Raw genomic sequence first — 24505 nt, 5'->3', positions numbered from 1 at the left:
CACCAGGACGACGGGCCACCACCAGATACGATGGCACCTCCCGGACCAGTCCTCGGAGCATGGTTGGGCCGTAAAATGCAGGGCCATCACCAGGACGACGGGCCACCACCAGATACGATGGCACCTCCCGGACCAATCCTCGGAGCACGGTTGGGCCGTAAGATGCAGGACCACCACCATGACGACGGACAGCCACCGGATACAATGGCACCTTCCGGACCCCTCTCCGGAGCATGGTTGGGCCGTAAAACGCAGGATCTTCACAAGGACGACGGCTCAATGTCAGATATGATGGCACCTCCCGGACCCCTTTCCGGAGCACGGTTGGGCCGTAAAATGCAGGGCCATCACCAGGACGATAGCTCAATACCGGATACGATGGTACCTCCCGGACCAATCCTAGGAGCACGGTTGGGCCGTAAGATGCAGGACCATCACCAGGACGATAGCTCAATACTGACCACGATGGCACCTCCCGGACCAGTCCCAGGAGCACGGTTGGGCCGTAAAATGCAGTACCACCACCAGGACGATAGCTCAATACCGACCACGGTGGCACCTTCCGGACCACGGTTAGGCCGTAAGATGCAGGACCACCACCAGGACGATAGCTCAATACCGACCACGGTGGCACCTTCCGGAGCACGGTTGGGCCGTAAGATGCAGGATCACCACCAGGACGACGGTCCAATACCAGCCACGATACCACCTCCCGGACCTCTCCCAGGAGAAACACCGGGGCGGAAGAAACCCGGAGGTGCCCGGCCATGAGCCATGAGACCTGCAAAGCTGCAGCGCTCCTCTGCCCTCCCGGACAGGTAGCAGAGGTCCGGGTCATCACCGAAGACGGAACCGGCAGCGGGTACTTCGATGACCCCGGCACCCTCGCCACCGCGGTCGACACCCTGGACGGCCTGCCCGGCATCCAGGGTATCTACATCACCCTGAACGAGGTGAACCCGGCCCTCCTCTCCCGCCGGGCGAACCGGGTCAAGACCCGCCTCGGCAAGAAAGATGCCACCACCGCCGACACCGACATCCTGCGGAGACGCTGGCTTCCCATCGACATCGACCCCGTCCGGCCCTCCGGCGTCTCGTCCACCGGACCGGAACACCAGGCAGCCATCGGCACCGCCACCCGGGTGGCCGCCCTGCTGACCGCGAAAGGATGGCCGGCCCCGGTCATCGCCGACTCGGGGAACGGCGCCCACCTCCTCTACCGGATCGATTGCAAAAACGACGACCGGTCCCGGCACCTCGTCAGGCAGTGCCTCGAAGTGCTCGCCGCCATGTTCGATGACGCCACCACCACCATCGATACCGCGAACCACAACGCCGCCCGGATCTGGAAACTCTACGGCACTCTCTCCCGGAAAGGAGACCACACCCCCGACCTCCCCACCGGCGGTCGCGGCTCCTCTCGGTCCCCGGGACCCTGGAGGTCGTACCCGTAAAACTCCTCGAACAACTGGCCGCCACCCTCCCGGACGCACCACCCGGCACCCGGACCGGCAACCGCCTGGACCTCGGCTCCTGGCTAAAAGACCACGGGATCGGGATCACCCGCGAGAAACCCTACCAGGGCGGCACCATCTACGCCCTGGAACACTGCCCGTTCTCCAGCGCCCACCGGGACGGAGCCTTTGCCATCCAGTTCCCAAACGGCGCCATCCACGCCGGCTGCCAGCACACCTCCTGCGGCGCCGGGGCACAACGGTGGCCCGAGCTCCGGGAGGCCTTCGAAGGAGAGAAGAAGAAACAGGCACGACCGCCACCGGCAGAGCACCAGCAGGAACAACCCGGGACACCGGCGTCCTCACCCCCCACCCCTGGCGGGATCCCGTGCCAGAACGAAGCCCTCGGACTCCTCCGGCACGGCGACCCCAAGCAGTTCTTGCTCCGGACCTTTGCCCTCGACCATGTCGGCGACGAAGTCCCGGCCGAATGCATGATCCTGTCCCTTGCCTCGCGATCGGTCACCAACACCAACGGACTGCACGTCTCCGTGACCGGTGAGAGCGGGAAAGGAAAGAGCCATGCCTTCACCACCCTCCTCCGGCAGGTCCCTGCACGGTTCCGCCTGGCCGGGCGGATGAGCAACAAAGCCCTCTTCTACATCGAAGACCTCCAGCCCGGCTCAGCGATCGTGTTCGACGACACCACGCTCTCGGAGGACATGGCCGAGATCCTGAAAGGCGTCACCACCTCCTTCCGGGAACCATTCCTTTACCGGACGGTCAGCAAGGACCGGAAAGGGCAGGTCTGCACCATCCCGGAACGGTGCATCTGGTGGGTGGCAAAGGTGGAAGGAGCAGGGGACGACCAGGTCTTCAACCGGATGCTCACCTGCTGGATCGACGAATCCGCCGAACAGGACGACCGCGTGCTCGCCCGGGTCCTCCAGCGGGACCAGGCCCCCCCGGACGACCAGGGACAGGAACGGCCGGAAGTCCTGACCTGCCAGGCGATCTGGGAGAACATCGGGAGGCAGATGTTCCACGTCATCATCCCCTTTGCGACCAGCATCCGGTTCGTGGCCCATGCGAACCGGAGAAACCCTGAGATGCTGCTCGACCTCATCAAGGCCAACACCGTGCTGCGGTACATGCAGCGGGAACAGACCACCTGCGGCCGGACCCGCTGCCTCACCGCTACCCGCGAAGACTTCCGGGAAGCAGCCCGGCTCTACCAGCTCCTGAACGGTATTGCCGGGGGACAGGAGACCAAGCTCACCTGGAGGGAATCGGCGCTGATCGGGATCATCTCCCAAAACGACCAGGAGGAGTTCACCATCCCCCAGCTCCAGAAGCAGACCGGCTGGAGCAACAGCTGCGTGCACCGGCTTATCCACGGGTACGACAGCAGGGGGACCATGTATTCCGGACTGCTCGAGAAGTGCCCGGCCATCTCCTTCTGCGACCGGACGGTGGTGACCGATGGCGAAGACGGGGCGTCCTCGATGCGGAGGCGGACCAATGCCTATACCTTCGACCGCGAGCTCTTCAGGTCATGGTCCCTGGGGGGATCGGTATGGCTGGATGACGACCCGGACCATCCTTCAGCATCACAGCAATCCTTCAGCAATCCCCAGCAAACTGCTGCACGATTCGAAAACGAATTTACGGGCTCTGATCCGGAAAATAATACCTGTAATAATGATATTATTCTTAGTTCAGATCAATCCCCCAGCAAATCCCAGGATACAGAGAACACCGTGTCGGCAGGAGGTCATGGAACGCAGGGCCCGTGCGAACGGGAAATTGCTGAAATGCTGGGGGACAGGATCGAAAAAACCAGGGAGGGGCCTCCGTTTCAGGATCCGCGCCAGGACAGGGGCCGGACCTATCCCCTGGAAAACCGTGATCCTGCTGAAGGACTGCTGCAATGCTGCAGGAAACCCGGGCCGCCTGCTCCAGCAAAGATCCATATCCGGCCCCAGGACTACAAGCCCCTGGAGGTCCCTGACCACACCTTCTGCCGGGTGTGCGGCCACCCCTGGACCCACTATGTCGAGAAGCTGACCGTGGAGCGGAAGAACCGGCCGAAGGACTGCTGGCAGCCCTACCAGGTCTGCAGGAACTGCTATGACCGGGCAAAGGTGAGAGCCCAGCAGTCAGCCACCATCCTTCCCGGGACCGTCGACCCTGCCCGGATGGAACGGCTCACCACCAGCCTCTGCCGGTGCACTGTCTGTAACCTTGACCTGGCCACCTATATCGACCGGGGTACCGGGACAAAACTCTGCGAGACCTGTTACCAGCGGATCGCCGCAATCCAGGATCACGGGGAGGTGGCCGGTTGACCTGGACGGTCACCGAACATGTCGAACCGGCGTTTGAAAAGGTCGGACGGGTTTACATCCGGGGAGAGGACATGGTGGTCCGGTCCGACCTTGACAGCCGGGGGTTCCGCGTCCCGCTCCCGGACCTTGCCAGGGCCATCAACGGCGAACCCCAACCGGTCCGGCTCCTGTCCACCGGCATGGTGGCGGGAACGGTCCGGCGTTCTTTCTCGGGGAAAGCGCTGAACTTCACCATCGAACCGTTCTATTACACCACCCCGCTTCAGTCGGTCACGAGGCTGCTTGCCGGGAAGCAGCGGAAGGCCCCGCTCTTTGTCGGGAGAACGCAGGTGGAACCGGGGTGAGACCGGGGCGACTGCTGATCGACAAGGAACAGGCTGTCCCGCGATGAGGAACAGCCCGGTGTGACCGGGGATCCCGGTTACGCTTCCCGGCGTCCAGGGGCCTTCGGGCACGGGGAGGACGCTCCCCCCAGGCCAGGTCGTAAGTACCGCATGGTCCGTTCCCCACGATCCGTCATTTTACCGGTACCGTTCCCCGGGGTCTCTTCCACCAGGCCCGGATTCTGTCGACGGGTGTGATTCCTGGTGCTCACCGAATCGCTTCTTTTCCGGAACAGGCCGCGATACGGCCCCCGATCGACACCCCGGGTCAAAATATATATCCTTTCATGTTTTACCTGGTTGTTGCCCTGAAAAGGGCAGGAGAAAAGCCATGGGAGACTTTGTCCAACAGAGTATCACCAAAACCGCAGTCCGCGAGCTTGCCTCGCCGATTGCAGACATCGCAGCGTTCAACAACCTCGTCTCCGGGGTCATCTCCGGCAATCCATGGGGTTGCACCGCATACGATGTCGCCGGTGTCCCGCAGGCACCGGTAGCAAAGAGCCGTGAAGGGTACACCGCCCGGATCGAGTACGAGAACGCCGAAGCCAAGGTCGTCGGGTCGGTCACTGCCCGTGCACCCACCGTGGCAGCCTTCAATGCCGCGGTAACGGCAATTGCCGCGGATACCGCGCTTGCCACGGCCATCGGCGGCGACGCCATCCACGTCTCCGATGAAGATTCCTTCTCGGCGACGCTCAAGTGCCATGACGCCAACGGTGAGATCTACTACGTGGCCTTCGGCCGTGAGCAGGTCCGCGTCACGTCGTACAGCGATGACGCCATCCTTGCGACCATCGAGACCTGGGCTGACACGAAGCCCGAGCTCGCCTGAACCAGGATCGGATGGACGGGGGAGGGGTCATGGATGAAGGATTCATGTTCGTCCTCGGCATCTGCCTCGGGAGCCTGACCATGCTCTTCGTCATGATCAGGATCATCGTCGGGATGCACGACCGGACGGACCAGGGCAGGTGGAAGCGGTGAAAAACCGCTCCACCACCATCCTCCATGCGACCTCCTCTGTCACGGGGTGCTTTGGCCATGGAAGAAGATTTGATCCAGCTCATCGAGATGGTGGTTGCTGTCGCAGTGGCTGCCATCGCTTTCTGGCAGCGGCGCCAGAAGGTCAATGCAGAGAAGGAGACCCGCCGGGTGATCGCTTTCTATGACCCGGAGGACGATTCGGTCACAACGCCGCCGGCACCGGTCCCGGCCCGCTCCTGGAAGATGCAGGACGATACCAGGAAGTGGGTCCTTTCCGGCCACGATGCGGCAAACCAGGCGGCACTCCTCCGGCAGATTGAGGAGGCCGAGGGGCAGCAGCTCCTCCACTACTTCCTGGCGTTCAGCGACCAGGGAGGCGGGTACTACGAGATCGAATACGGCTTGATGAAAGGGTCGGGAGCCGGGGGGCCCGGGTAAGGAGCCGGGAGATTTCCCCCCCTCCGCTCATTTTTTCTCTCTCTTCGGCCCCGGCAGGCTTGTTTTTTTGCGTGGGGAACTCGGAGAACATGATGATCAATTCGACGCATTTGATGGTTCATCCCCACGGGCGTGGGGAACTCACCGCGCTCGATGCTTAAGGTCGTTGCAAGGACGGTTCATCCCCACGGGCGTGGGGAACTCGTATCGTTATCTTATAAGGGTGCATCTGCTGTGTGGTTCATCCCCACGGGCGTGGGGAACTCCATATCATTCTCTGCACAGTAATCCACAATCCTGGTTCATCCCCACGGGCGTGGGGAACTCGAAGTGAAACAACGTCCAGAAAGAATCGTAGAAGGTTCATCCCCACGGGCGTGGGGAACTCTTCAGCATCCTCCAGTCATCAACATATCCAGGAGGTTCATCCCCACGGGCGTGGGGAACTCTGTTGCACCCAAACCCATCTTTTTCACCCGCTCGGTTCATCCCCACGGGCGTGGGGAACTCATGCTCTCAATGGTTGCGGTTCCGGGCAAGAATGGTTCATCCCCACGGGCGTGGGGAACTCCTTCTTTGCACTCATACGAACTCCGGCGGAATTGGTTCATCCCCACGGGCGTGGGGAACTCTCGGTATATGCTTCGTATGCCCCGGTAGCTCCCGGTTCATCCCCACGGGCGTGGGGAACTCTTCAAGTGCTTTGTCCAGGACTTCCGCCCCGGTGGTTCATCCCCACGGGCGTGGGGAACTCGGAAGCCCGAGTAGATCGTTCATCTGTTCCATTGGTTCATCCCCACGGGCGTGGGGAACTCGGGAGGAAAGAGAAGCTGGTGAACCTTGACTACGGTTCATCCCCACGGGCGTGGGGAACTCGTGGTTTTGATGGGTGCAACTTATCCTAGAATGGGTTCATCCCCACGGGCGTGGGGAACTCTTACCAGCTCCATCCACTGTGTTCTGCTATGGCGGTTCATCCCCACGGGCGTGGGGAACTCCAACCTGTCGCAGCACTTCCCACGACCCAGAACGGTTCATCCCCACGGGCGTGGGGAACTCCATCATACGATCCGGTCACGTTCTCCTGGTGCTGGTTCATCCCCACGGGCGTGGGGAACTCGCTGACCATGAACCAGAAACAAACTTTGTCAGTGGTTCATCCCCACGGGCGTGGGGAACTCTCTTCAACTTAAGTACTACAAAGAAAAGGTCTATTTTACTTTTTTGATTTTGATTTTTCTTCAGGTAAGAATGAGATCAATTTAATTCCATCCATCTCGCATGGAATCCGCCTGTTTATACCGGTAGTGACAAAATCAAACCCCGCATCGTTTGGGACGTGCCATGCCATCACGGCATTACCCTTTCCCAATCCCAGAAGTACATGCTTCCATATCATTTCCCGTACTTTAATCGAGTAATTACCTATATATACCCCTGCACGGATCTCAAGGAGCCAGATTGTAAGTTTTCCTCGCAGGGAGGGGGGTGCATTTTCGGTCACAATCACCATGAATCCCATACCAGTCATTCCTTTTCAAATGCAGGGAGAACCGAATCAGCATATGGTTTGGGCCACTCAAGGCCTCCGGCATCAAGGACTTCTTGGATGGTGGGGATAATACGGTTCAGGATACGTTCCTGCCGGAAAAGATCCCTGCATTTTTGCCTGACCATTCGTTCAGGGTGCACGGGGCGGTGTCCGGCCACTTCAAACGCTGCAGGCACAACAGTCTCAAATTTAAAGAGATCTGCAATATCAAAGACAAATGAAAGCGGATCCCCGGTATGAAGAATCCCTATTGCCGGTGAATACCCTGCTGCAAGAATCCCCGCCTCCACCACACCATAGAGACATGATGTGCCTGCGCTCAGGCATTTATTAGGAAGATCAGATGCACTCCACAAAGCAGGGTCGTACCTTCTCCCCTCCCATCTGACCCGGAACCGATCGGCAAACTCCTCGTATTTCTTCCTTACACGTACCCCTTCAAGACCACGCAACTGGCTTATCGATAACCCGGGATCAACTTGTTCATGAAATCGAATCTCAAACATCTTTCGCACAACCCGCTGGCGGGCATCCGCGTTCAATGCAATGGAGGCCTGGTAGAGGAGCCTGTCGGAACGGGCACCTCCCGGATGCCCGGAAGAATAAAGCCGCACACCCCCTTCACCGACCCACGTGAGGAGACATCCAACCTGGGCAGCAAGTTTCACAGCAGCATGAGACACCCTGGTCCCTGGTTCAAGCATAATGCAGGCAACACCACCGATGGGGATTTGAATCCTCACCCCCCGGACGTCAATCAAGACAAAGGCACCATCCAGGACATCGAGTTCTCCATATTCAAGAAAAATGAGTGAAGATCGTTCTTTCAGGGGAATGGGTTTTATTTTCGGGAGAATTGGGGTCATTGCCGCATCATGCCGGCTTCACCATCATCATACCGCACCCAAATCCCTTTGCAGGCCCGATACCATGCATGAGCGCAGTTCTGAACCGGTCAGGATCAGTCACATTGAGCAGTCCGTTGAAATCTATTGTGCTCAGTGAGACAAGGCGGTTTTTTGATCCCTGGTGAAACGAGTGCTGCCGGTAAGCCCCCGCAAGAACCTGGTGGCTCTCCACGCTGTATCCATTCTTTGCCCCCCTCTCCTGGAGCCAGCGGAACCCCTCGTTCTGGACCAGTTCCGCCATGCTGGCTCCAACGGCCCCGTTATCCAGGCGCATCGCCCTCTTTACATCCATTACTACATCGTGGCGCTTCTGGGTGCGCCTGCCCTCCCCGTCAGGGGCTGTCCATCGCGTCCTGACCGGGTTTGCCCGCAGAGCAAACGAAAGTCGCTGCCCGGCAAAGAGGACAGGGTGATACTCCTTTGTCTCCACCGACCATAGGTTCCCCATGTATACCGGCCTCCGTTGCGAGACCGAGTATACGACCGGTCTCCCGTTGACGATATCGACCCGGTATAGAAAGTCCCTGTCCTGGTGTTCAGGATCGGCAAACAAGTCCCACACCATCGAGTGGATCTGGTACGGCCCCGTGGCAACCTTCCAGAACTCCGGAGAATACGTGGCATCCGGTCTGATACGGATCCTGCTGAAGAACATCGCTCACCCCCCCGCACCAGGTATCGTCGCTATACCATAATGCTCGGACCGGTTCGAGAACGTCCACCTTTTCCTGCTGAGAACCTCGTCTCTCCGCTGGTACACGTGCAGTGTCTCGATGCCCGGCACACCATCCGGGTCCCAGTACATGGGGGCTTCTGACAGGGACGATAACCTTTTGGCAAACCACACATTCTTCTTCGCAGCCTCCCTGAAAGCATCAAGGACGGAAGCAGCTTCTACTACGAGCGCAGAAACTGGAAGAGCAGGAGGACAGGATTTCCGCCCAAGGTAAAGGAAAAACGCCGGTGCATTCAACGAATTGGCTATCTCCTCAAGCCGGAAAGGACCATCCGCATCACGCATCCAGAGACATATCCCAAGAAAGGTATCACACCGGTATTCTCTCCTGGAAATGATGGTTTCGAGTGCGTCTGCGCCAATCGAGAGTTCGTCCTTCCGGGTATGGAAATGAGCGCCCTTTTTCAGTTCAGCCTGGGGAGGAGTCTGTATCGTATGGAAATCCTCAACAGGGTTTCCTGCCGAAAGGACCAGGCTGGCCATCCCTATTGTTCGTGCAAGGCGGGAATGAATATCCTCCTGGTCACGATTGATCCCCAGCCCGGCACCAATCATGCCAACCAGTGCAGACTTGGAAGGGTGGTCTGATGAACGCCGATCTTCTCCGACTGCGATCTCCCCCCATGAGGCCATGGGACCATACAACGTGAATACGCAATAACGGGTCATAGTCACGACGACACAAAGCGAACGATTTCAGCCAGTGACCCCTCGCCCGTCGTGGTGTTGAACGAGCGTGCATCCTTGCAACAGGGCCCGTAGACCTTGTCAATGTTCTTCCGGGTCTCTTCAATCCCGCGGATCGCTGCAGTGAGAATATCGCCACCCTTCACCGGTTTGATATATGCAACAGCCAGCGAGCGGGGTTGTTGGGAGCCCCTCTCGGCAAGCATGTACGACGCATAGGCCCGGGACGCAAAACTGGCCTGTTTGCCTGCCGGCGCAACTTTGGCACATGCCTCTGTGATCGCGCCAATCGCCCGCGATGCAAGGCTCGCATCTCCCATCAGGTTCTCGATCAGCAGGTCACGGTTGATGCAGATATAGAAGTAATAGAGCCCTGCGGCAAACTCGAACTGCCCGATGTGGGCAGATCCAGCATCGGTCTCAAGGACATTCAGGTCGTCTACCGCGGTGAAATAATCATCCTCGACAACCACATCATGGACCGTGATAGCGTGGGACACCTGCACGGCGGCCTCGGTGTTATAGACAGGAGACTTCGCAAACATCCTCCCAAACATCGCGATGTCAGCTGCAGTGTGGTCCTTTCGCAATAACAAGAGATCCTCCTTTTCAGGAGCCTTCCCGCTGGCAATACACTTATTAAGAAGCGCGTCAATCGCTGCAATCTCCTGTGGGCTGAAATGGGCGATCTGTTCGATCTTAACCGGGTCATTATCTTTTTCTTCCGTCTGGTCAGCCTTATCCGACTTTTTACCTTTCCTTTCTGTCAGTTTTCCAAATTGCCCGGCAATGGCCTTTGTCCATTCCACAGCCTCCTTCTCCGGGACCGGTGTCCTGCTGGGAGCCCTTTCCAGGTTTGAGAGTATGTCCGTCAACGTCTTGCCGGTTGTCAGCGCTTCAACAATCTTATTCCCCATCTCTCTTGTCCTTGTCCCGATATGCCCGGAGAGCGCCTCCTGGAAGAAATCGGACTGCCTCCAGGCCCGCTTAAGGCTCTGGGAGGAGATACGCAGGCGCTGGGTTCCGCCCATGATGGCAGTCTTCGGCCGCCCGAGGTCATCACGGTTCAGGTTCGATGGAGGATACGAAGCAAGAACATGCAGTTGAATGAATTCAGTCATAGTCACATCACACGGTTTTTTCATAATAGAAACGGGCCCATTCCTGCCTCGTCCTGGAATTCTTCCACCAGTAAAGTCCCTGGGCAAGGTCTGGGATATTCACAACACCATCCAGTAGGCGGACCGCCCTGATCCCTTCCCGGAAGAGGGCGTTTGGCTCCCGTATCGAGAGGAACTTACGGAAACGGAGTTCGCTCATGACAGGAGAATCTCCTCCTGGTGGCTTTTTTGCAAGCTGCTCAGCAAACCGTTCAGAGCTGTCGGAGCGTTTGGCATGGGAGACAACCCCGGCCACAGTGCCAAGCGAAGTATCGTTGAATCCGTCGTACTGGATCATAGGGAGCCGGAGCCGGTAGTAAGAGGGGAGGAACAGCACCTCTTCCGGGAGCTTACACCTCCGGAGTTCTGCCCGGTCTCCGCGTCTCTTGTCAAGATCTTCCCACCATTGCAGGAGAAAACCTGATACGTGAGGATCGTTGAAGTTCAGCCAGACTTTCTCTTTAATCATCATTATCCTGCCTCCTTGGAGAGGGAGAGAATTTGCATCAGCTTGGGTGATCCTGGTGATATCGTCATTGAAAGCTTTTTGCGTGCGCCGATAATTGCTTTCGGCCGGTGTTCGTCGACATATTGCGCTTGTGAATAAAAGTCAAAGAGGTTCAGTCCAACCCCTCTTACTCCCATCACCCACCTGCGCTTGATCGGATCAACGGGTTCGTTGTTCTCCAAGGCTTTTTTCACTTCCGAGAGGGTAGAATAAAACAGGGTCTCTGTCTCGGACCAGAACCTGGTCATGACAATGGAAAGAACCTTTGGACTTTTCTCGCGTTTTACTTTCTTGCCTGATGATGCCCCCTTGTTTTCAGATTTGTAAAGGGCATCATTGATTGCACCATTGACCATTCTGTTTACATATTTTGCAGCACGAACGATCTGGGCGATGTACACTTCGTAATCAGCCCGGATGGAATTTTCAACCCGGATCAGGGGCATATAGCTCTCGTACCAGCACCGGGCTTCAACCTTTTTAAAATCATATCCAAATGCCCACAGTTGAGGAATGTCAGGGAGGATACCGGAAAGGTTCGCCTGGATGTTTCTAAACCGTCGCACAACATGGGCGACTTCTACGCCTTGTTCTACATCATTCTGGACCAGTCCCAGCCAATGATGGTAAGCAATCCCATCACCATGGAGGTGAACAGGAAGGTATGTGTCCTCGGACCGGTAATACGGCGTGAGAACATGCCGCCAGCTATCATCGTATCGAATACCGTAATTTTTCGTCCTCAAAGAGGTTATGCCCGCCGGAGTTGCCTCGCCGCATATGTCGCAGGTTCCATGAGTTGTATGTTCCGTGCCAAGGAGGATTCGCCGCCCCGTTCCCCAAAACATCTGGAGTTGACTTGCGTCTGAAATTCCAGTAAACAGCCCTTCATCTCCACCTTCACTTGTTCGTAAAGGACCCATCCAAGGGAAAATATCATTGATTGCACTCTTACGCTCGCCGGAAAGACCAATGAAGAATTCATCTTCGGGAAGGACGTTCAGCCATATAAGCTCGGGGAGAGACTTGCCCAGTATTACACTGGTCAGTGGTCCACCCCCACGAAGACCTGCCCTATGACCCTGTCCACCTTGCGGACCGTTTAACTGAAGCGATATAAGCCCCATTGCGGCGCAGGAAGGGCAAAGTTGTTTGATGGTGTTTCTTTTGCAAAAAAAGTCCCTGTTTTTTTCATAAGTGTTCTCACCAGGCATTCCAATGATTAAAGACTCGATTGGCCTTTCCCCCACATCAGCACAACTGGTGTCCTGCATGAACCGGGGACCGTCCCCCCCAAGATTAAATGCATGAGAAACAGCATCGAACCGTTGTTTTACCTCCCTTGCACCAGGAAGGGACTGAAGACCATCGACCCATTCATCCTCGCCAGGTGGAGCCATCGTGGTCTGTACAAGCCCTATCAGAAACTGAATGACTGCTCCCTGGAAATCGGGCCTTGGTGTTGCAAGCGAGAGTACTTCATTCTCACCCCCGTTCCCAAAGATTTGCCATGGTGTGAGCGTCTCCCGCTTTCCCCCATCCTTAACACAGGGAATCCATGGATCTTCAATCAAATTGAGCAGATGGTCTGGTATGACACTTCACCTCCTCGTCGGTGTATCAAAATAGCTCATAATTAATATTAACTCTTCGACAAATCCCGGTTAACCTATCTCAATCTCCAAACCCCTCTCTTTTGAATACCTCACGAACAGGTTGCCGCCTGCTTTCTGGGCGAAATGGTTCTCCCAGCAGGTCGATGTAACTTGCCGCAGAAGGACGAGTAACGCATTGCTTCCTCTGTCTGCCATCGAGTCACATGCAGATTTGGCGAGATGGAGGAGATCGCTCTGATAGTCAGGTATCCCGCTGCCCAGTCTTGACCTCTGCACAGTGACCTGGCTCATGTCCCATGAATGCTGCCCGGCATAATAAATTGGCCTGGCCACATTACTGGCAGTATCAATAACCCCAACCCGCAGCGTCACCGAAGGTTCTCCCAGCCTTGTCGGGACATCTTCGTCATCAGGCCATCTGTGCCCCGAGTCCTTGTAACCTTGACCGAATTTGATGACGTTCAGCATAGCAATGCCTTCAGCCCGACGCCGTTCCTGGTCTGCAAGAAGGTCCCGTTTCAGAAGCTCGGGAGGAACAGCCGTTTTTGCACCATTCCCGTATACCCCCTCGATGAGCACCCTCGCATCATCCGGAGTCCTGATCACCCCTCTCTCTTGGAGGATCTTTTGCGTCAGCCATAACTCTCCATGGCTTGGATACACGAACGAACCCCTGGGGAACTTCTTCGAGTACCAGTCTTTCTTTGCCTCTGGCTCATGTGCGGGCGCATGTATACCAAGAACCGGGACTCCCCTGTCCCCCCTGGGGTGCCTGTGAAGTCGCCCGGCCCTCTGGATTATGAGATCAATGGGAGCAAGGTCTGTGACCATGAAATCGAAGTCCAGGTCCAGCGACTGCTCCACGACCTGGGTGGCAATAAGCAGTCTACCTGCCCGGTCCTCCCGCGTGCTCGTTTTCCCGAAGTGCCTGATAACATCGTTCTCCCGTTCGAGCCGGTCACCAAGGACAAAGCGGGCGTGGAACAGCATGGGATGGATAGGAGGTGAGAGACAGCCGAATAAGCGGGATGCAGCGACGGCGTCATAGACGGTGTTTCTTATCCAGCACGCACACCCACCCCGCTGAAGCGTTTCCCGGAGAGCTTCGACCACATCCATCTCATTCTCGAAAAATCTCAATTGCACCTCTCTTGACGTCCCCGGCCTTGGAGTTAGAGCCCGCTCTTCCCTGGCAGAAGGAGAGACATGTAAAACCACCGGGTAAGGACTCGGGCTACCCTCAGTTGGCGAGATTCCTGCCCCTTCGCAGAATGCCCCGATCAGCTGATCCCTGGTGGACTGAGGGAGGGTAGCAGAGAGGAGGATTATACTGCCTCCAATCCGTGCGTGATCGCAGATGAGGGACTTGAGGAGTCGGTTTACATATGGATCGTAAGCATGCACCTCGTCAACAATCAGGACGTTCCGCCATAACCCGAAAAGCCTGAGCGACTGGTGCCTGCGGGGGAGCACGGAGACCAGGGCCTGGTCGATGGTCCCGACACCCAATGCGGCGAGAAGTGCTTTTTTCCGGTTGTCGGTAAGCCAAAGCGAAAGGTCTTCGGCAGATGAATCCCTCGACCGGTCAGGATAATTCACAGGCGGCCTTTCAAGGTAAAACCCCGCGAGGTGGCGGGCGCTGTGAGCCAGAACGATGGGAGGGTTCGATCCGGGCGCATAGAAGTTATCTTTGATCTTTTGGACACGGTCATAGAGTGCGTTGGAGGTTGCCATGGTGGGCAACGCAAAATAAATCCCATGACCGTGTCCCTCAGCCATCAATCGGTGGGCAAGAGTAAGAGCTGCTTCTGTCTTGCCGCTCCCGGTAGACTCCTCGATGATGTAAAGGTGCGGCCCTGGACCAGCCTGGCACGAAGACGCATAGCACTGGAGATCGCTTGGGGTGAACAATCCTGACCGGAAATCTGGAAAGAGGTGATCGATCCCTTGCTTCGAAGATATGGGGAAAGGAAGCACACGCACATGGGAGAGTGCCGATCGAGCCCTTGGAGAGGCAACCTTTTCCCAGTATTCCCGGAGAGGCATCTCGCTGGCACAGTAGGGAAACATGAGAGCGTTCGACCCTATCCAATCGGCAAATACCGCAAGGCCGGCAAGGAGCCAGGAGAACGCTCGTAAAGAACCTGTTCTCTCTTTTTTCGAGAGTGAGAGGATGTGGTCCTTATTTGACAAAAAAATGTGACTGCATTCCGTCACAAAAGCCTTTGCTGCTTCTGCATCCTGCGAGGTATAGACATCAGATGCAACCAAGAGCTCTCTATAAGGGGGGACACCATGATGCCCGAAAACTGCATTCAGCAAGGTGTTGAGGGCCAGGCTTACAGAGACCGGGTTGGCGGTCCCGGATGACGGTAATATCTCATTTTTATAAAAATGGTCTCCAACACCGGAATCCCAAAGAAACCTGCCAAGGAGATCATGGCGAACAGGGACCGATAGTCCTGTTTCCTTTCCACGGAGAAGTGAAAAGACCACCGGTACCCTGGTCTGAAATGACTCGGCGAACTTGCCTAAATCATGCAGTGCGAGAAAGAATGCAATGAGTCCGGGAATATCAGATGGGGGGATATCAAGTTCCCGTGCAATCCTGGATCTCGCAATACCATCGTTCCGGAGGTATTCTGAACCAACAGCCGCCACGTCAAGGGAATGATACGGGAGCAGATGGTATTGAGGAGGATCAACCCTGGCCTTGGCCCAGTATTGGAAAAATAAGGATCCCATCACTGCTACGGGACTATCTCGTGAAATGGGATAAAGATTCTTAAAAAAAAGGAATCCACACTGCCCCACACCCTCCTTCACTTGTCATTCAATTCCCCTTTTTCCCTTCAAATGACTCATGCAGGTTCTTTTAGAGGCAGTGCTATTTCTGCAAAAATGGTACTGAAAACCTCCCTGGAAAGGATGGAGGCTCCCCCAGAAAGACCGATCACGAAAGGAAGGATTAAGACCGGCCAGGAAGGCCCGCCAGGAGTAAACGCCCTGGGCCGGAATGGAATACCTATATCCCGTGCCAGGATTCATCGCTACCTGATGAACTGCGGACCTGCACGGACCAAAGCCGCAAAACATAGAAACAGGGGAGACGGGTCTCGAACGGGCAGGCCGGCAGGATCTGCCGGAGAGCGGGATCGCACCTGCGATCCTCCCGGTGCGGATGACGTCCGCTTGTGCCTCCATCCTCCTCCTCCTGGCCGGGGAGCAAGGCGGTGCGGACCGAACCGGTCCCCAGCAGGTTCAATCCTCCTCTTTCTGGCCGTGGAGCAAGGAGCTGGTTGAATGGAACTCCTTGTGTTCTTCATCATACTCGAGGCAATCGGCATCCTTTCGTTTCCACTGGCAGCAGTCCTCGCCCAGGAACTCCGGGATGCAGGCCAGTCGATCGCCCGCCCGCTCGGGATGGTCTGTATAACCCTCGTGGCATGGGCGCTCTCCTCCCTCCACCTGGTCCCGCTGGGGGCAGGCATGTACGCCGGCCTGCTCGCACTCGGTATAACGGCGGTATGCATCATCCGCAAATATCGACGTGACTGGAGGCCCACCCGGGACATGTTCGTGCAGGAGGCGATATTTGTCCTGGCATTTATCCTCGCCGCCCTTTTCCTCATGCACAAACCCGAGATCTATTACGGATACTCTGAAGATTTCATGAACTCCGCGTTTCTCCAGTCGATATGCCGGACCGGTTTCCTCCCCCTTCCTGACCCCTGGTGGGCCGGATCAGGCCTCCCCTACTACTACCTGGGACACCTGGCCGCGGCCATTCCTGTACTGCTCTCAGGGGTGGACGCAGGAACCGGGTATAACCTCGCCGTAGCCGCGCTCTTTGCCATCGCGGTGCAGGCCGCCTACGGCATTGGGGTCAACCTGGCCGGACGGCGGCTGTATGGCTTTCTTGCAGTCTTCCTCACCATGATTTCCGGTTTCAGCGCCGGGTTCGTGCAACTCCTCTCGTACCTGGGCAGAACAGATCTCCTGCAGTTCCAAGCCTTCGCAGGGACGTTCTCTGAGTGGCTCGTCTCGTTTGATTTTACAGCGGCAACGTGCGTGATTCCCCATGCAATTACCCTGTACCCGTTCTACACCTTCCTCCAGGGAGACCTGCACGCCCATTTCATATCGATCCCCTTCATCCTGGCCCTTGCCGGGCTGTGCCTTGCAATGTACAGGAAATTTTCGCAACCATTGTTCTGCACGGCCATCCTTGTCACCTGCTTTCTTGCCGGCGTAAACCTCTGGACCCTTCCGGCCTGCCTGTTCCTGGTGGCCTGGACAGGATATTGCGCAACAAAAAAGAAGGCATTCCTTCTCCTGGCCGGCCTGGAAGGTTGTGCCTTCCTGGCACTCCTTTTCCTGGGCAGGATATGCGTTTTTGATCCCGGGGAGAGGACAGGGATCCTGGGCTTTCTCCTCACCTTCGGTGGTTTTGCCGCTGTATCTGGCATCTATCTTGTCGGATCGCACACCTTTTCCCGGGAAGACATACTCGTGGCCGGTGCGGTCATCGTTGCTGGTGTCATCTCGTTCTCACTCCATTTCCCGCTGGCAATGCTTTCGCTCTTTGCCATCCCCTTCTTTGTCCGTGCATGGTCCCACCAGGAATATCCTGCGATTTTTGCATGCATCGCCCTTTTTCTCATCGTGTTTTGCGAGATCTTCTACATCAACGATCCATATGGCCCGCCGTATGAGCGCTTGAACACCATGATGAAGTTCTATCTGCAGGCCTGGGTGTTCTGGGCAGTTGCATCGGTGTATTTCCTCTACCGGATACAAAACCGGGTCCTGGTTGCCGTGGCAGTGGCGGTGATTGCCATGACTGCGGTCCACCCGCTCTGTTCGGTGGTCGCCATCCCGAACGCGGACTTCATGGGTAAAACTGGAACGCTCACGCTCGATGGGGCAGCGTGGCTGCAAGAGCAGAAGCCTGATGACTACGAAGGTCTCTGCTGGCTCAGGGAGACTGCACAGAACGGAGATGTGGTGCTTGAAGCTCCCGGCGATTCGTATACCTACTCGTCGCGGATAGGAGCGTTCACCGGGCTTCCTACCGTTATAGGGTGGCGCACCCATGAGATAATGTGGGGACGGGAGTGGCGGGATGTTGAAGAGCGATGCTCGGACGTGGACCGTATATATGCCGGGGAGGTGGATACCGGTTTTCTTTTTGCAAAATACAACGTGAAGTATGTCTTTGTCGGCGAGACCGAGCGGATGAGATACGGGTCAAAGTTAGGGGACCTGGCACGAAGTGACCGCCTTACCCCGGTGTTCCGGTCAGGCCATACCGAAATATACCGGGTCTTATAACCCGTGGACAGATGATCGCCAGCCGGGGTGCTGGTGCGCCAGGATCGTGGGGCCGGTCCTGGTGCTGTGCTTAAAAAACAGCGGGCGTTTTTTTGTAATGCCAGGGTGCCCGTTGACCGTTCTCTTCCGGGAGTGAGATCTGCGGATGGCTGTGAAACCCAAAATTTAAGGACTTGGATTTTAATCTAATTCGTGTGAAATCAAAACATCCAACAATAAATCTCTTTTTTCAGAAATGAAAAAACAGATGGGAGATTGGGATCGAAATGGTGTGCCAACTTCGAAGAAAAGAGGTAAAAACCTGTATAGTCATCGTTCTTCTTTGCATGGTACCTCTACTTTTCATTTCAGGATGTCTGGAACATGGCCATAAGGACGTGACTTTCGACATCTGGCTCCTCAAGGCCGATGCGAGAGGGAACATGCAATGGACAGCGACAATAGACAGCGATCCCAACGGAAGAGGACAATCGGTGATCCAAATCGATAATGGTGGTTATGCAATCGCCGGTACTGGAACGGGGCCAGTCCCCCGGATTTTAACACTTGACAGCGAAGGTAAGGTTGTGTCGGATATGACTCTCGGCACATCGCCGGATTACGGCAGCTCGCTTGTGGAGGGGATGAACAGCGGGTTTATTGTCGCCAGTTATTCAGGAATCCTCTACCAGGTCAATGATAATGGCAGCGTTCTCTGGAGCATCTCACTTGGTGGTGGCAGCGACTGGTGGAAGGTCGTCAGTGCACCGGGTGGAGGGTATACTGCAGCAGGGGATGCCAGTATCATCTGGCTTGGTGAGAACGGGGAAATCAGCAGGAAAGCAGATTTGGGACCGGGTCAGCATGTCAATGAGATCGTGCCAGTATCTCCCGATGGTTTCCTTGTTGGAGGTACCAGTGACGCCGGGATATGGACCGCAATGCTTGGCCCCGGAGGAAGCATGTTATGGAACAGGACATTTGCAACCGGTTCACCTGCAGAACTGTATACCCTCCGACTCTCGCCTTCCGGGACAATCGACGGTATTTATAGCGTCACCTGGTATTCTGGAAATGAGACCAATGAAAAGTGGTGCACGGAGACTACCGAAATCTCGTTGGCCTCAGACGGCAGGCTGGTCGGGGAGAGGCCAGTAAATGTCTCTCGGGTTATGGCCGGGACAGATGACGGCGGATATGCGTACGCAGGGTTTTCCGTCCCCGGGTTTACCGAACTCCAGCGGACAGGTTATCCGGGTTCCCCACTACACATCGTCAGGTTAGATGAGACACTCTCAGTCGCCTGGGATGTCTCGTTCGATATCGGAGACCATACGTCGATCGATTCGATCACACAGACTTCGGATGGCGGATTCGTAATCCTCGGGCATGTACTTGATCTCTAAATCTATTCATGCTGGGACCAATGGCAACGTGGATCACTCCTTTTATCCCATCTTTTAGTGATGCAATGAAAAGATCCTTCGAAGGATCGTATTAAACCCATTCCTGATGGGTTCCCTGCCGCTGCAGATAATCGCTCCTCTCGCGGCGGGATTCCTTGGGGGTTTTTCTCTTCCCGGGGCATACGGAACGGTGCGGTATCGGGACTGATCACCGCGATACTTGGCATCGGCATCCTGGCAGTTCCAATGCTCTGGCTCTCATCGCAGGCAACGGGATTCGTTTCCGGCCTTGCCGGGATCGTCCTCATCATCGTTGCTGTCATCGCAATTCCGACAGCCATCATTGGAGGAATTATCGGGGGCGTGGTGAAAAGAAGGATCTCCTGATTGGACCAGGGATGATGGATTGTAGTTGGAGAGCACCTGGAGGATCGAGCCGGGCGGCATGCGGTGCCGTCCATGAGACGCTGCCTAACTCCATGTTAAATCGTGTTAATCACCGAGATGAATATTCATCGAACTAACCGATTAAAACCCCTCATTTTAAAATTCGCGGCACCAGAAAGTTTTTCGTCATTCAGGCAAACTGAGAAGTGTTGCTGGGGGTTCGCCTCACATCCAATGCAGATGAACCCCTTCGCAGCCCGTAGGCATGATGGAATTAGCTTTCCACAGTAAAAGCCTTTTTTGTCATGCCTTCTGGAATCCAAGAGAATTGGAGGAAAGAAACATGAAACAGAATTCAACCCTGAAATCAATTGGCTTAATCCTAATATTATTAGGCGTATTTATCTTCCCTGCATACGGGGATGATGCTATTATTAGGCCGAATGAAACTAATACCCGTGAAAGTACTCATGCACATTCATCTTTAATTTTTGAGATCCCGAAGGATCTCGAACCTGCAGAACCACTCCCTGAATCAGAAATTATAACAATCATATTTTCAGAAAGATGGTTAAATGAGAATAATCGAGAAAGTGATCCGGATATTATCAATATAACAATCCTTAAAATAGCGTTTGATTCACAATTTTCAGTTGATCAAATGGGCCGTTTCATTGAGATAAGATTAAGGGATGATGAGCCGGTTGTAGTATTCCGCATGCCTAAAGAGATGTTTTTTTCCTTTAATCCAAATCCTGACGTCATACGCTTGATGTTTCCCAAAGATCAGTTTAAGTATTATAAAAATTTTAATTCAATAAACGGGAAAGATGTGTTTGGATTTATTAGTCCAAGAGAGAATTCATATCTCAATACAGAATCGTTTTCCAATGAGATGGTCTATAATGATGTAATCTATCCCCAAAATTGTTCATGGAGAGCGCAATTCCACCCGTTTGATAATAGGACGAATATCACATACACAACGGGTAAAATAAGGCCGGAAGTGTATTCATTTGATGGGGATCGATTCATTGCCTATCAGGAGGTTGAAAATTATTACAATAATGATGTGGTAATCGAAATCGTTGCAAGTTATTCAAGCGATTCATATGATGGCGCGCCGATTAAAATATTCCCAGTAATATACAATGAAGATGGAGATAAAGCCATTTTCCCATGGCCGACACCATCTAATCCAGAGCATCTCGAGGGAGCAGGATGTTATTTAGAGGCCCCCTATGTTCTTCTTCCAAGAAATTACGAATGGTATATAAAAATAAACCTTGGTCAAAGCCTTGGATTATATCAAATGTGGCTTCATGATCCTTACAATGATCAATGGTTCTATTATTATTATCAGGATAACCACAATCCATGCACTGCATTGTTAACCAGCGAGTGTTCCTCTGAACTTGGATTAGATGACGATGGAACCGCATACATGGATGCTCGCACCTCTCCAGTAAGGGAAGAATGGTGTGTTCAGAATAATGACGGATATTTCCTCCATCCGGATGAGTGTTTCTATCAAAATGCTACATTCGAATTTACATCACCAAATCCACCAAATTGGCCACCCTATGTGTGGATTGGTTATAATTGGGATAATCATGGATGGAATGGATTTCCAAGTTGTCTAATTACATAATTTTTTTCCGATGAGTGGATTTACAGATTTCAAGAAATGGAAGATGTCCGACAGACGGGGAGAACAAATGAAAACAATATTACTCGTTACTGGTTCTATCACCTGCATGATATGCCTTTCACTCCTGAGTGGATGTATCAGCAGTCCTGTTCAAGAGTCCTCTACAAAAATGGTGGCGGCGAGATTTTTGGAAAATTCAGATAATTTGTCCGAATATCGAATAAACGCGACAATAAAAGTGTTTCAGAATAACGAATATCAAAAATATCGCTTGAGGATGTTCTGTATAAGACCTTACCAGTATTATATAGAATGGAGCGATTTGAAGGGAAACATTACCGATGTGTTTATAACAAACGGAACTATGAACTGGCATATTCTTCCTGTAAAAAATGAGGCATATTATTCTTATACGGATTTTCTTAGCAAACCAATGAATGGTTACGATGTTGTGGCAGTTATATCAGAGTTATTGAATAAGAACATCGATACTCTGGTTAGGAACTCAACAGTTGAAGAGAATGGTAAAACATATGGAATCGAATTCCATTCCGAATATTACGCGGGGATGCAAAATTGCTCAATTATTCTTGCGATCGACAGAAATACATATCTCCCCGTTCGGATGCTTGTATATGGATCAACAGGAAGCCTTCAGCAAGACATCACATTCGACAATATTGACAAAGATTCACTGCTTCTCCAGGATAATTGGTTCAATTATATACCCCCTGTTACATTTAATGTCACATCGGATTCTCTAAAACAGACATCCCCGCTATATCCCCTCTATACGCATCTCTGAATTAGTTGGCGTTTGAATACTATGGGAGGGATACCCTGGAGTCAGGGTTGCTCCGACCGGCCTATACATTCGAGTACGAATTTGTTCTTGCGGGGGAGCATCTCCCTGCAAGCTTTTCTGTCCCTGCCGTTCCGGAACTTGGCGTTTTTAAAGACTGGAATTACCAGGCTCCAGTATGATCGGGATAAAAAAGAAGCTACGATGGAATATCGGTCCTCTCCAAGGAGGAACAGACAAAGGTCCTGCAACAGATTGGTGAATTCCTCGTTCAGGCCGAGGATAGTACTCCTGCCATACTATGGTACGGTGCCAATGGACATTGGCAGATGTCAACCATCGCCGCCGATTGTCACAACTTCGTAACCGATGAACACACCACCACACTCGGTGATTATAGCCTACATTTCGCAGGTCGACCTCACAAAATAATATTTTCCGAACGCTGGCCCCATGACATCAAGAATTTGAATCACCTCCTCGTCCAGATTCACAATAAACCGCTGTATCTGCGAGTTCAGGGTGACTGTGACTTCCGCCGGTCTCATGAACAGGGTAAAGATCCATTTCATGGTAGGGTTCTGGATTGGTTTTTTCAGCTGGTTTTTCACCGTTTTCCCTGTCTTTTTGAGTTGAGACCGGATATGCCACTCGGCTACTGCATAGACGAATAGGCAGAGCACCATAACCATGGAAAGCGCCTCAATCCTGGTCTCTTTCTTCAGGAAAACTTCGGCAACCCGGAAACTCTTATCCTTCAGAAACCGGAACCCCCGCTCAACAGATTGCTGCCCCTTATAATATTTCAGGATAGTGTCCGGATCCAGGTCAAGATCATTTGTTGCCAGGATGAACCGTCCGAGACGTGCTTTCTCCTGCTCGATAACATCCGGAACGATCTCAAGCGGCGAATCGACGAAGTAAACTATCTCAACAGCCTCATCCTTGGCCGGGCGCCCTTTTCTTCCGTTCTTCTTTTTCGTCTTTGAGAATACTTGGACACTATCAGCGGACAGGTAAGGGTACGCATCAAACCACAACCGTGCAGCCATGCGTGCATCGGGCTCACAGGCAAATTCCTTGGCACAGAGCTTCTTCCATGATTTACGCGCTTTATCCAGCCGCTTGGCCAGGTTCCTCACATAGTTCTTCTCACCTGCCATCCGCCTCTTCTCGGAATGTACCACGATCCATTTCTGGTCAATTCCGGCGTAGGTAACGAGACGCTCATGAAACGAGTATCCTTCCTCCTTCCCGGGGACCATGGGAATATCGGCAAACAGCAGCGACTTGGCTTCATCGACGGTAGCAGGGGGATGACTGATCCAGAAGGTATGCTGGCCGAGTGTCTGCAGGTTGGGAGCGGTATAGAACGCACTGTCGGCGATATAGTAGGCCTTGTCTTCGAGATTCAGGTTCTGCTGTACCTTACGAATGGTCTCAAGGAGGATCTTCTTGTCTGACTCATTGCCGGAGTACGGCTGAGTGAACAGCGGGATGCCGTGCTGGTTGGTTACCATCGCAAGGACGAACTGCTTGAGGTCCCAGCGGTGATCTTTATTGTGACCGTAGGTGATCTTGATGGTCCTGAAGTCGTCATCGTCCTCGGTGTCATAGTCACCGTGAACACTGAAACTGGTCGTGTCAGCATGGAGGAGGTGGGTGCCAAACGAGAGTTTTTCCATGACTGCCACTACGATATCATTGAACAGGTCGGTGCTTCCATACTCGTAGATACGGTCGAGTGTCCGGAGGAGAACATCGTCGTTCAGGTGGTCCGGGGTAACACCAGGGCCGAATAATTGTTCTGTCGAGAGGTTGGTGAAAAATCGCGAGAAGAAATAGAGCCGGCGTTCATTGAAGCCGAGACCGTTCAGGAGCATGGCCTTGACAATCGCTGAATGGGGGAGGATATGGTTCCGTGTCTTGGGCAGGGCGTCATCGATTTCTGCTGATATCCCGAGTTCATCGATCATGCCGGCCACAAGACCTAGATGGGCAATCTGCTTAGAACTGAAATTCTTCGCCGTGAATTGAGATACAGGCTCCACAGAATATGTATTGCTGTGCTAAGATATAACTCTAAGTATTTTATTTCCAGAAATCGTGGGGCCACGTGCGAAAGGTGGGTTATAGTGGCTGGGCAGATAAAAACAGAAACCAGCCTCC

The 24505-nt window shown here is 54.1% G+C and carries 17 protein-coding genes, 1 pseudogene and 1 CRISPR repeat array; of the genes and pseudogenes, 9 read left to right on the top strand and 9 right to left on the bottom strand.

Annotated elements, in window-relative coordinates:
* The first annotated feature begins 767 nt into the window (after nucleotides 1-767).
* The 4 genes and pseudogenes from IPI71_09720 to IPI71_09705 all read left to right on the top strand — a co-directional run bounded on the left by IPI71_09720 (nucleotide 768) and on the right by IPI71_09705 (nucleotide 5610).
* Nucleotides 768-3802: pseudogene (locus IPI71_09720) on the top strand (hypothetical protein).
* A complete protein-coding gene (locus tag IPI71_09715) occupies nucleotides 3799-4146 on the top strand; it encodes a hypothetical protein (protein QQR70896.1) in 348 nt (115 codons plus the stop codon). The pseudogene IPI71_09720 and the gene IPI71_09715 overlap by 4 nt, the downstream one beginning before the upstream one ends.
* Nucleotides 4147-4516: 370 nt before the next feature.
* Nucleotides 4517-5020 (top strand): hypothetical protein, encoded by a 504-nt coding sequence (locus tag IPI71_09710; GenBank protein QQR70895.1) that lies wholly within the window; start codon nucleotides 4517-4519, stop codon nucleotides 5018-5020.
* Nucleotides 5021-5229: 209 nt separating this feature from the next.
* Nucleotides 5230-5610, top strand: a complete 381-nt coding sequence (locus IPI71_09705; GenBank protein QQR70894.1) for a hypothetical protein — start codon at nucleotides 5230-5232, stop codon at nucleotides 5608-5610.
* Nucleotides 5611-5664: 54 nt separating this feature from the next.
* Nucleotides 5665-6791: direct repeats of the CRISPR family, unit length 28 nt; unit sequence GGTTCATCCCCACGGGCGTGGGGAACTC.
* 35 nt (nucleotides 6792-6826) lie between these two features.
* Here the strand turns inward: IPI71_09705 and cas2 are convergent.
* From cas2 to cas3, 8 genes are all read right to left on the bottom strand, one after another.
* A complete protein-coding gene (gene cas2 / locus IPI71_09700; GenBank protein QQR70893.1) occupies nucleotides 6827-7132 on the bottom strand; it encodes a type I-E CRISPR-associated endoribonuclease Cas2 in 306 nt (101 codons plus the stop codon).
* Nucleotides 7133-7137: 5 nt separating this feature from the next.
* A complete protein-coding gene (gene cas1e / locus IPI71_09695) occupies nucleotides 7138-8028 on the bottom strand; it encodes a type I-E CRISPR-associated endonuclease Cas1 (GenBank protein ID QQR70892.1) in 891 nt (296 codons plus the stop codon).
* Nucleotides 8029-8035: 7 nt separating this feature from the next.
* Nucleotides 8036-8725: a type I-E CRISPR-associated protein Cas6/Cse3/CasE gene (gene cas6e / locus IPI71_09690; GenBank protein QQR70891.1), complete on the bottom strand. Its 690-nt coding sequence runs from the start codon at nucleotides 8723-8725 to the stop codon at nucleotides 8036-8038.
* 3 nt (nucleotides 8726-8728) lie between these two features.
* The gene (gene cas5e, locus IPI71_09685; protein QQR70890.1) at nucleotides 8729-9439 is read right to left on the bottom strand and encodes a type I-E CRISPR-associated protein Cas5/CasD; all 711 of its coding nucleotides are present in this window, start codon (nucleotides 9437-9439) and stop codon (nucleotides 8729-8731) included.
* 38 nt (nucleotides 9440-9477) lie between these two features.
* The gene (gene cas7e, locus IPI71_09680) at nucleotides 9478-10614 is read right to left on the bottom strand and encodes a type I-E CRISPR-associated protein Cas7/Cse4/CasC (protein ID QQR70889.1); all 1137 of its coding nucleotides are present in this window, start codon (nucleotides 10612-10614) and stop codon (nucleotides 9478-9480) included.
* Nucleotides 10615-10621: 7 nt separating this feature from the next.
* The gene (gene casB / locus IPI71_09675) at nucleotides 10622-11122 is read right to left on the bottom strand and encodes a type I-E CRISPR-associated protein Cse2/CasB (protein ID QQR70888.1); all 501 of its coding nucleotides are present in this window, start codon (nucleotides 11120-11122) and stop codon (nucleotides 10622-10624) included.
* A gap of 2 nt (nucleotides 11123-11124) precedes the next feature.
* On the bottom strand, nucleotides 11125-12735 hold the full coding sequence (casA, locus tag IPI71_09670; protein ID QQR70887.1) for a type I-E CRISPR-associated protein Cse1/CasA: 1611 nt from the start codon (nucleotides 12733-12735) through the stop codon (nucleotides 11125-11127).
* Nucleotides 12736-12825: 90 nt separating this feature from the next.
* On the bottom strand, nucleotides 12826-15522 hold the full coding sequence (gene cas3 / locus IPI71_09665; GenBank protein ID QQR70886.1) for a CRISPR-associated helicase Cas3': 2697 nt from the start codon (nucleotides 15520-15522) through the stop codon (nucleotides 12826-12828).
* A gap of 558 nt (nucleotides 15523-16080) precedes the next feature.
* Here cas3 and IPI71_09660 point away from each other — a divergent pair.
* The 5 genes from IPI71_09660 (at nucleotide 16081) to IPI71_09640 (ending at nucleotide 22339) form a co-directional block, all read left to right on the top strand.
* On the top strand, nucleotides 16081-18111 hold the full coding sequence (locus IPI71_09660; GenBank protein ID QQR70885.1) for a hypothetical protein: 2031 nt from the start codon (nucleotides 16081-16083) through the stop codon (nucleotides 18109-18111).
* Nucleotides 18112-18437: 326 nt separating this feature from the next.
* The gene (locus tag IPI71_09655) at nucleotides 18438-19496 is read left to right on the top strand and encodes a hypothetical protein (GenBank protein ID QQR70884.1); all 1059 of its coding nucleotides are present in this window, start codon (nucleotides 18438-18440) and stop codon (nucleotides 19494-19496) included.
* 246 nt (nucleotides 19497-19742) lie between these two features.
* Nucleotides 19743-19883 (top strand): hypothetical protein, encoded by a 141-nt coding sequence (locus IPI71_09650; protein ID QQR70883.1) that lies wholly within the window; start codon nucleotides 19743-19745, stop codon nucleotides 19881-19883.
* A 268-nt stretch (nucleotides 19884-20151) separates the two neighbouring features.
* Entirely contained in the window at nucleotides 20152-21534 is a 1383-nt protein-coding gene (locus tag IPI71_09645; protein QQR70882.1) for a hypothetical protein, read from the top strand.
* 10 nt (nucleotides 21535-21544) lie between these two features.
* Nucleotides 21545-22339: a hypothetical protein gene (locus IPI71_09640; GenBank protein QQR70881.1), complete on the top strand. Its 795-nt coding sequence runs from the start codon at nucleotides 21545-21547 to the stop codon at nucleotides 22337-22339.
* A gap of 398 nt (nucleotides 22340-22737) precedes the next feature.
* Here the strand turns inward: IPI71_09640 and IPI71_09635 are convergent, their stop codons facing one another.
* A complete protein-coding gene (locus tag IPI71_09635; protein ID QQR70880.1) occupies nucleotides 22738-24387 on the bottom strand; it encodes an IS1634 family transposase in 1650 nt (549 codons plus the stop codon).
* Between the last annotated feature and the right edge of the window lie 118 nt (nucleotides 24388-24505).

The organism is Methanolinea sp. (genome assembly GCA_016699325.1).
GTDB lineage: Archaea > Halobacteriota > Methanomicrobia > Methanomicrobiales > Methanospirillaceae > UBA9949.
Note: the sequence above shows the minus strand (reverse complement) of the source record. Positions and strands in the feature narration are given on the sequence as shown.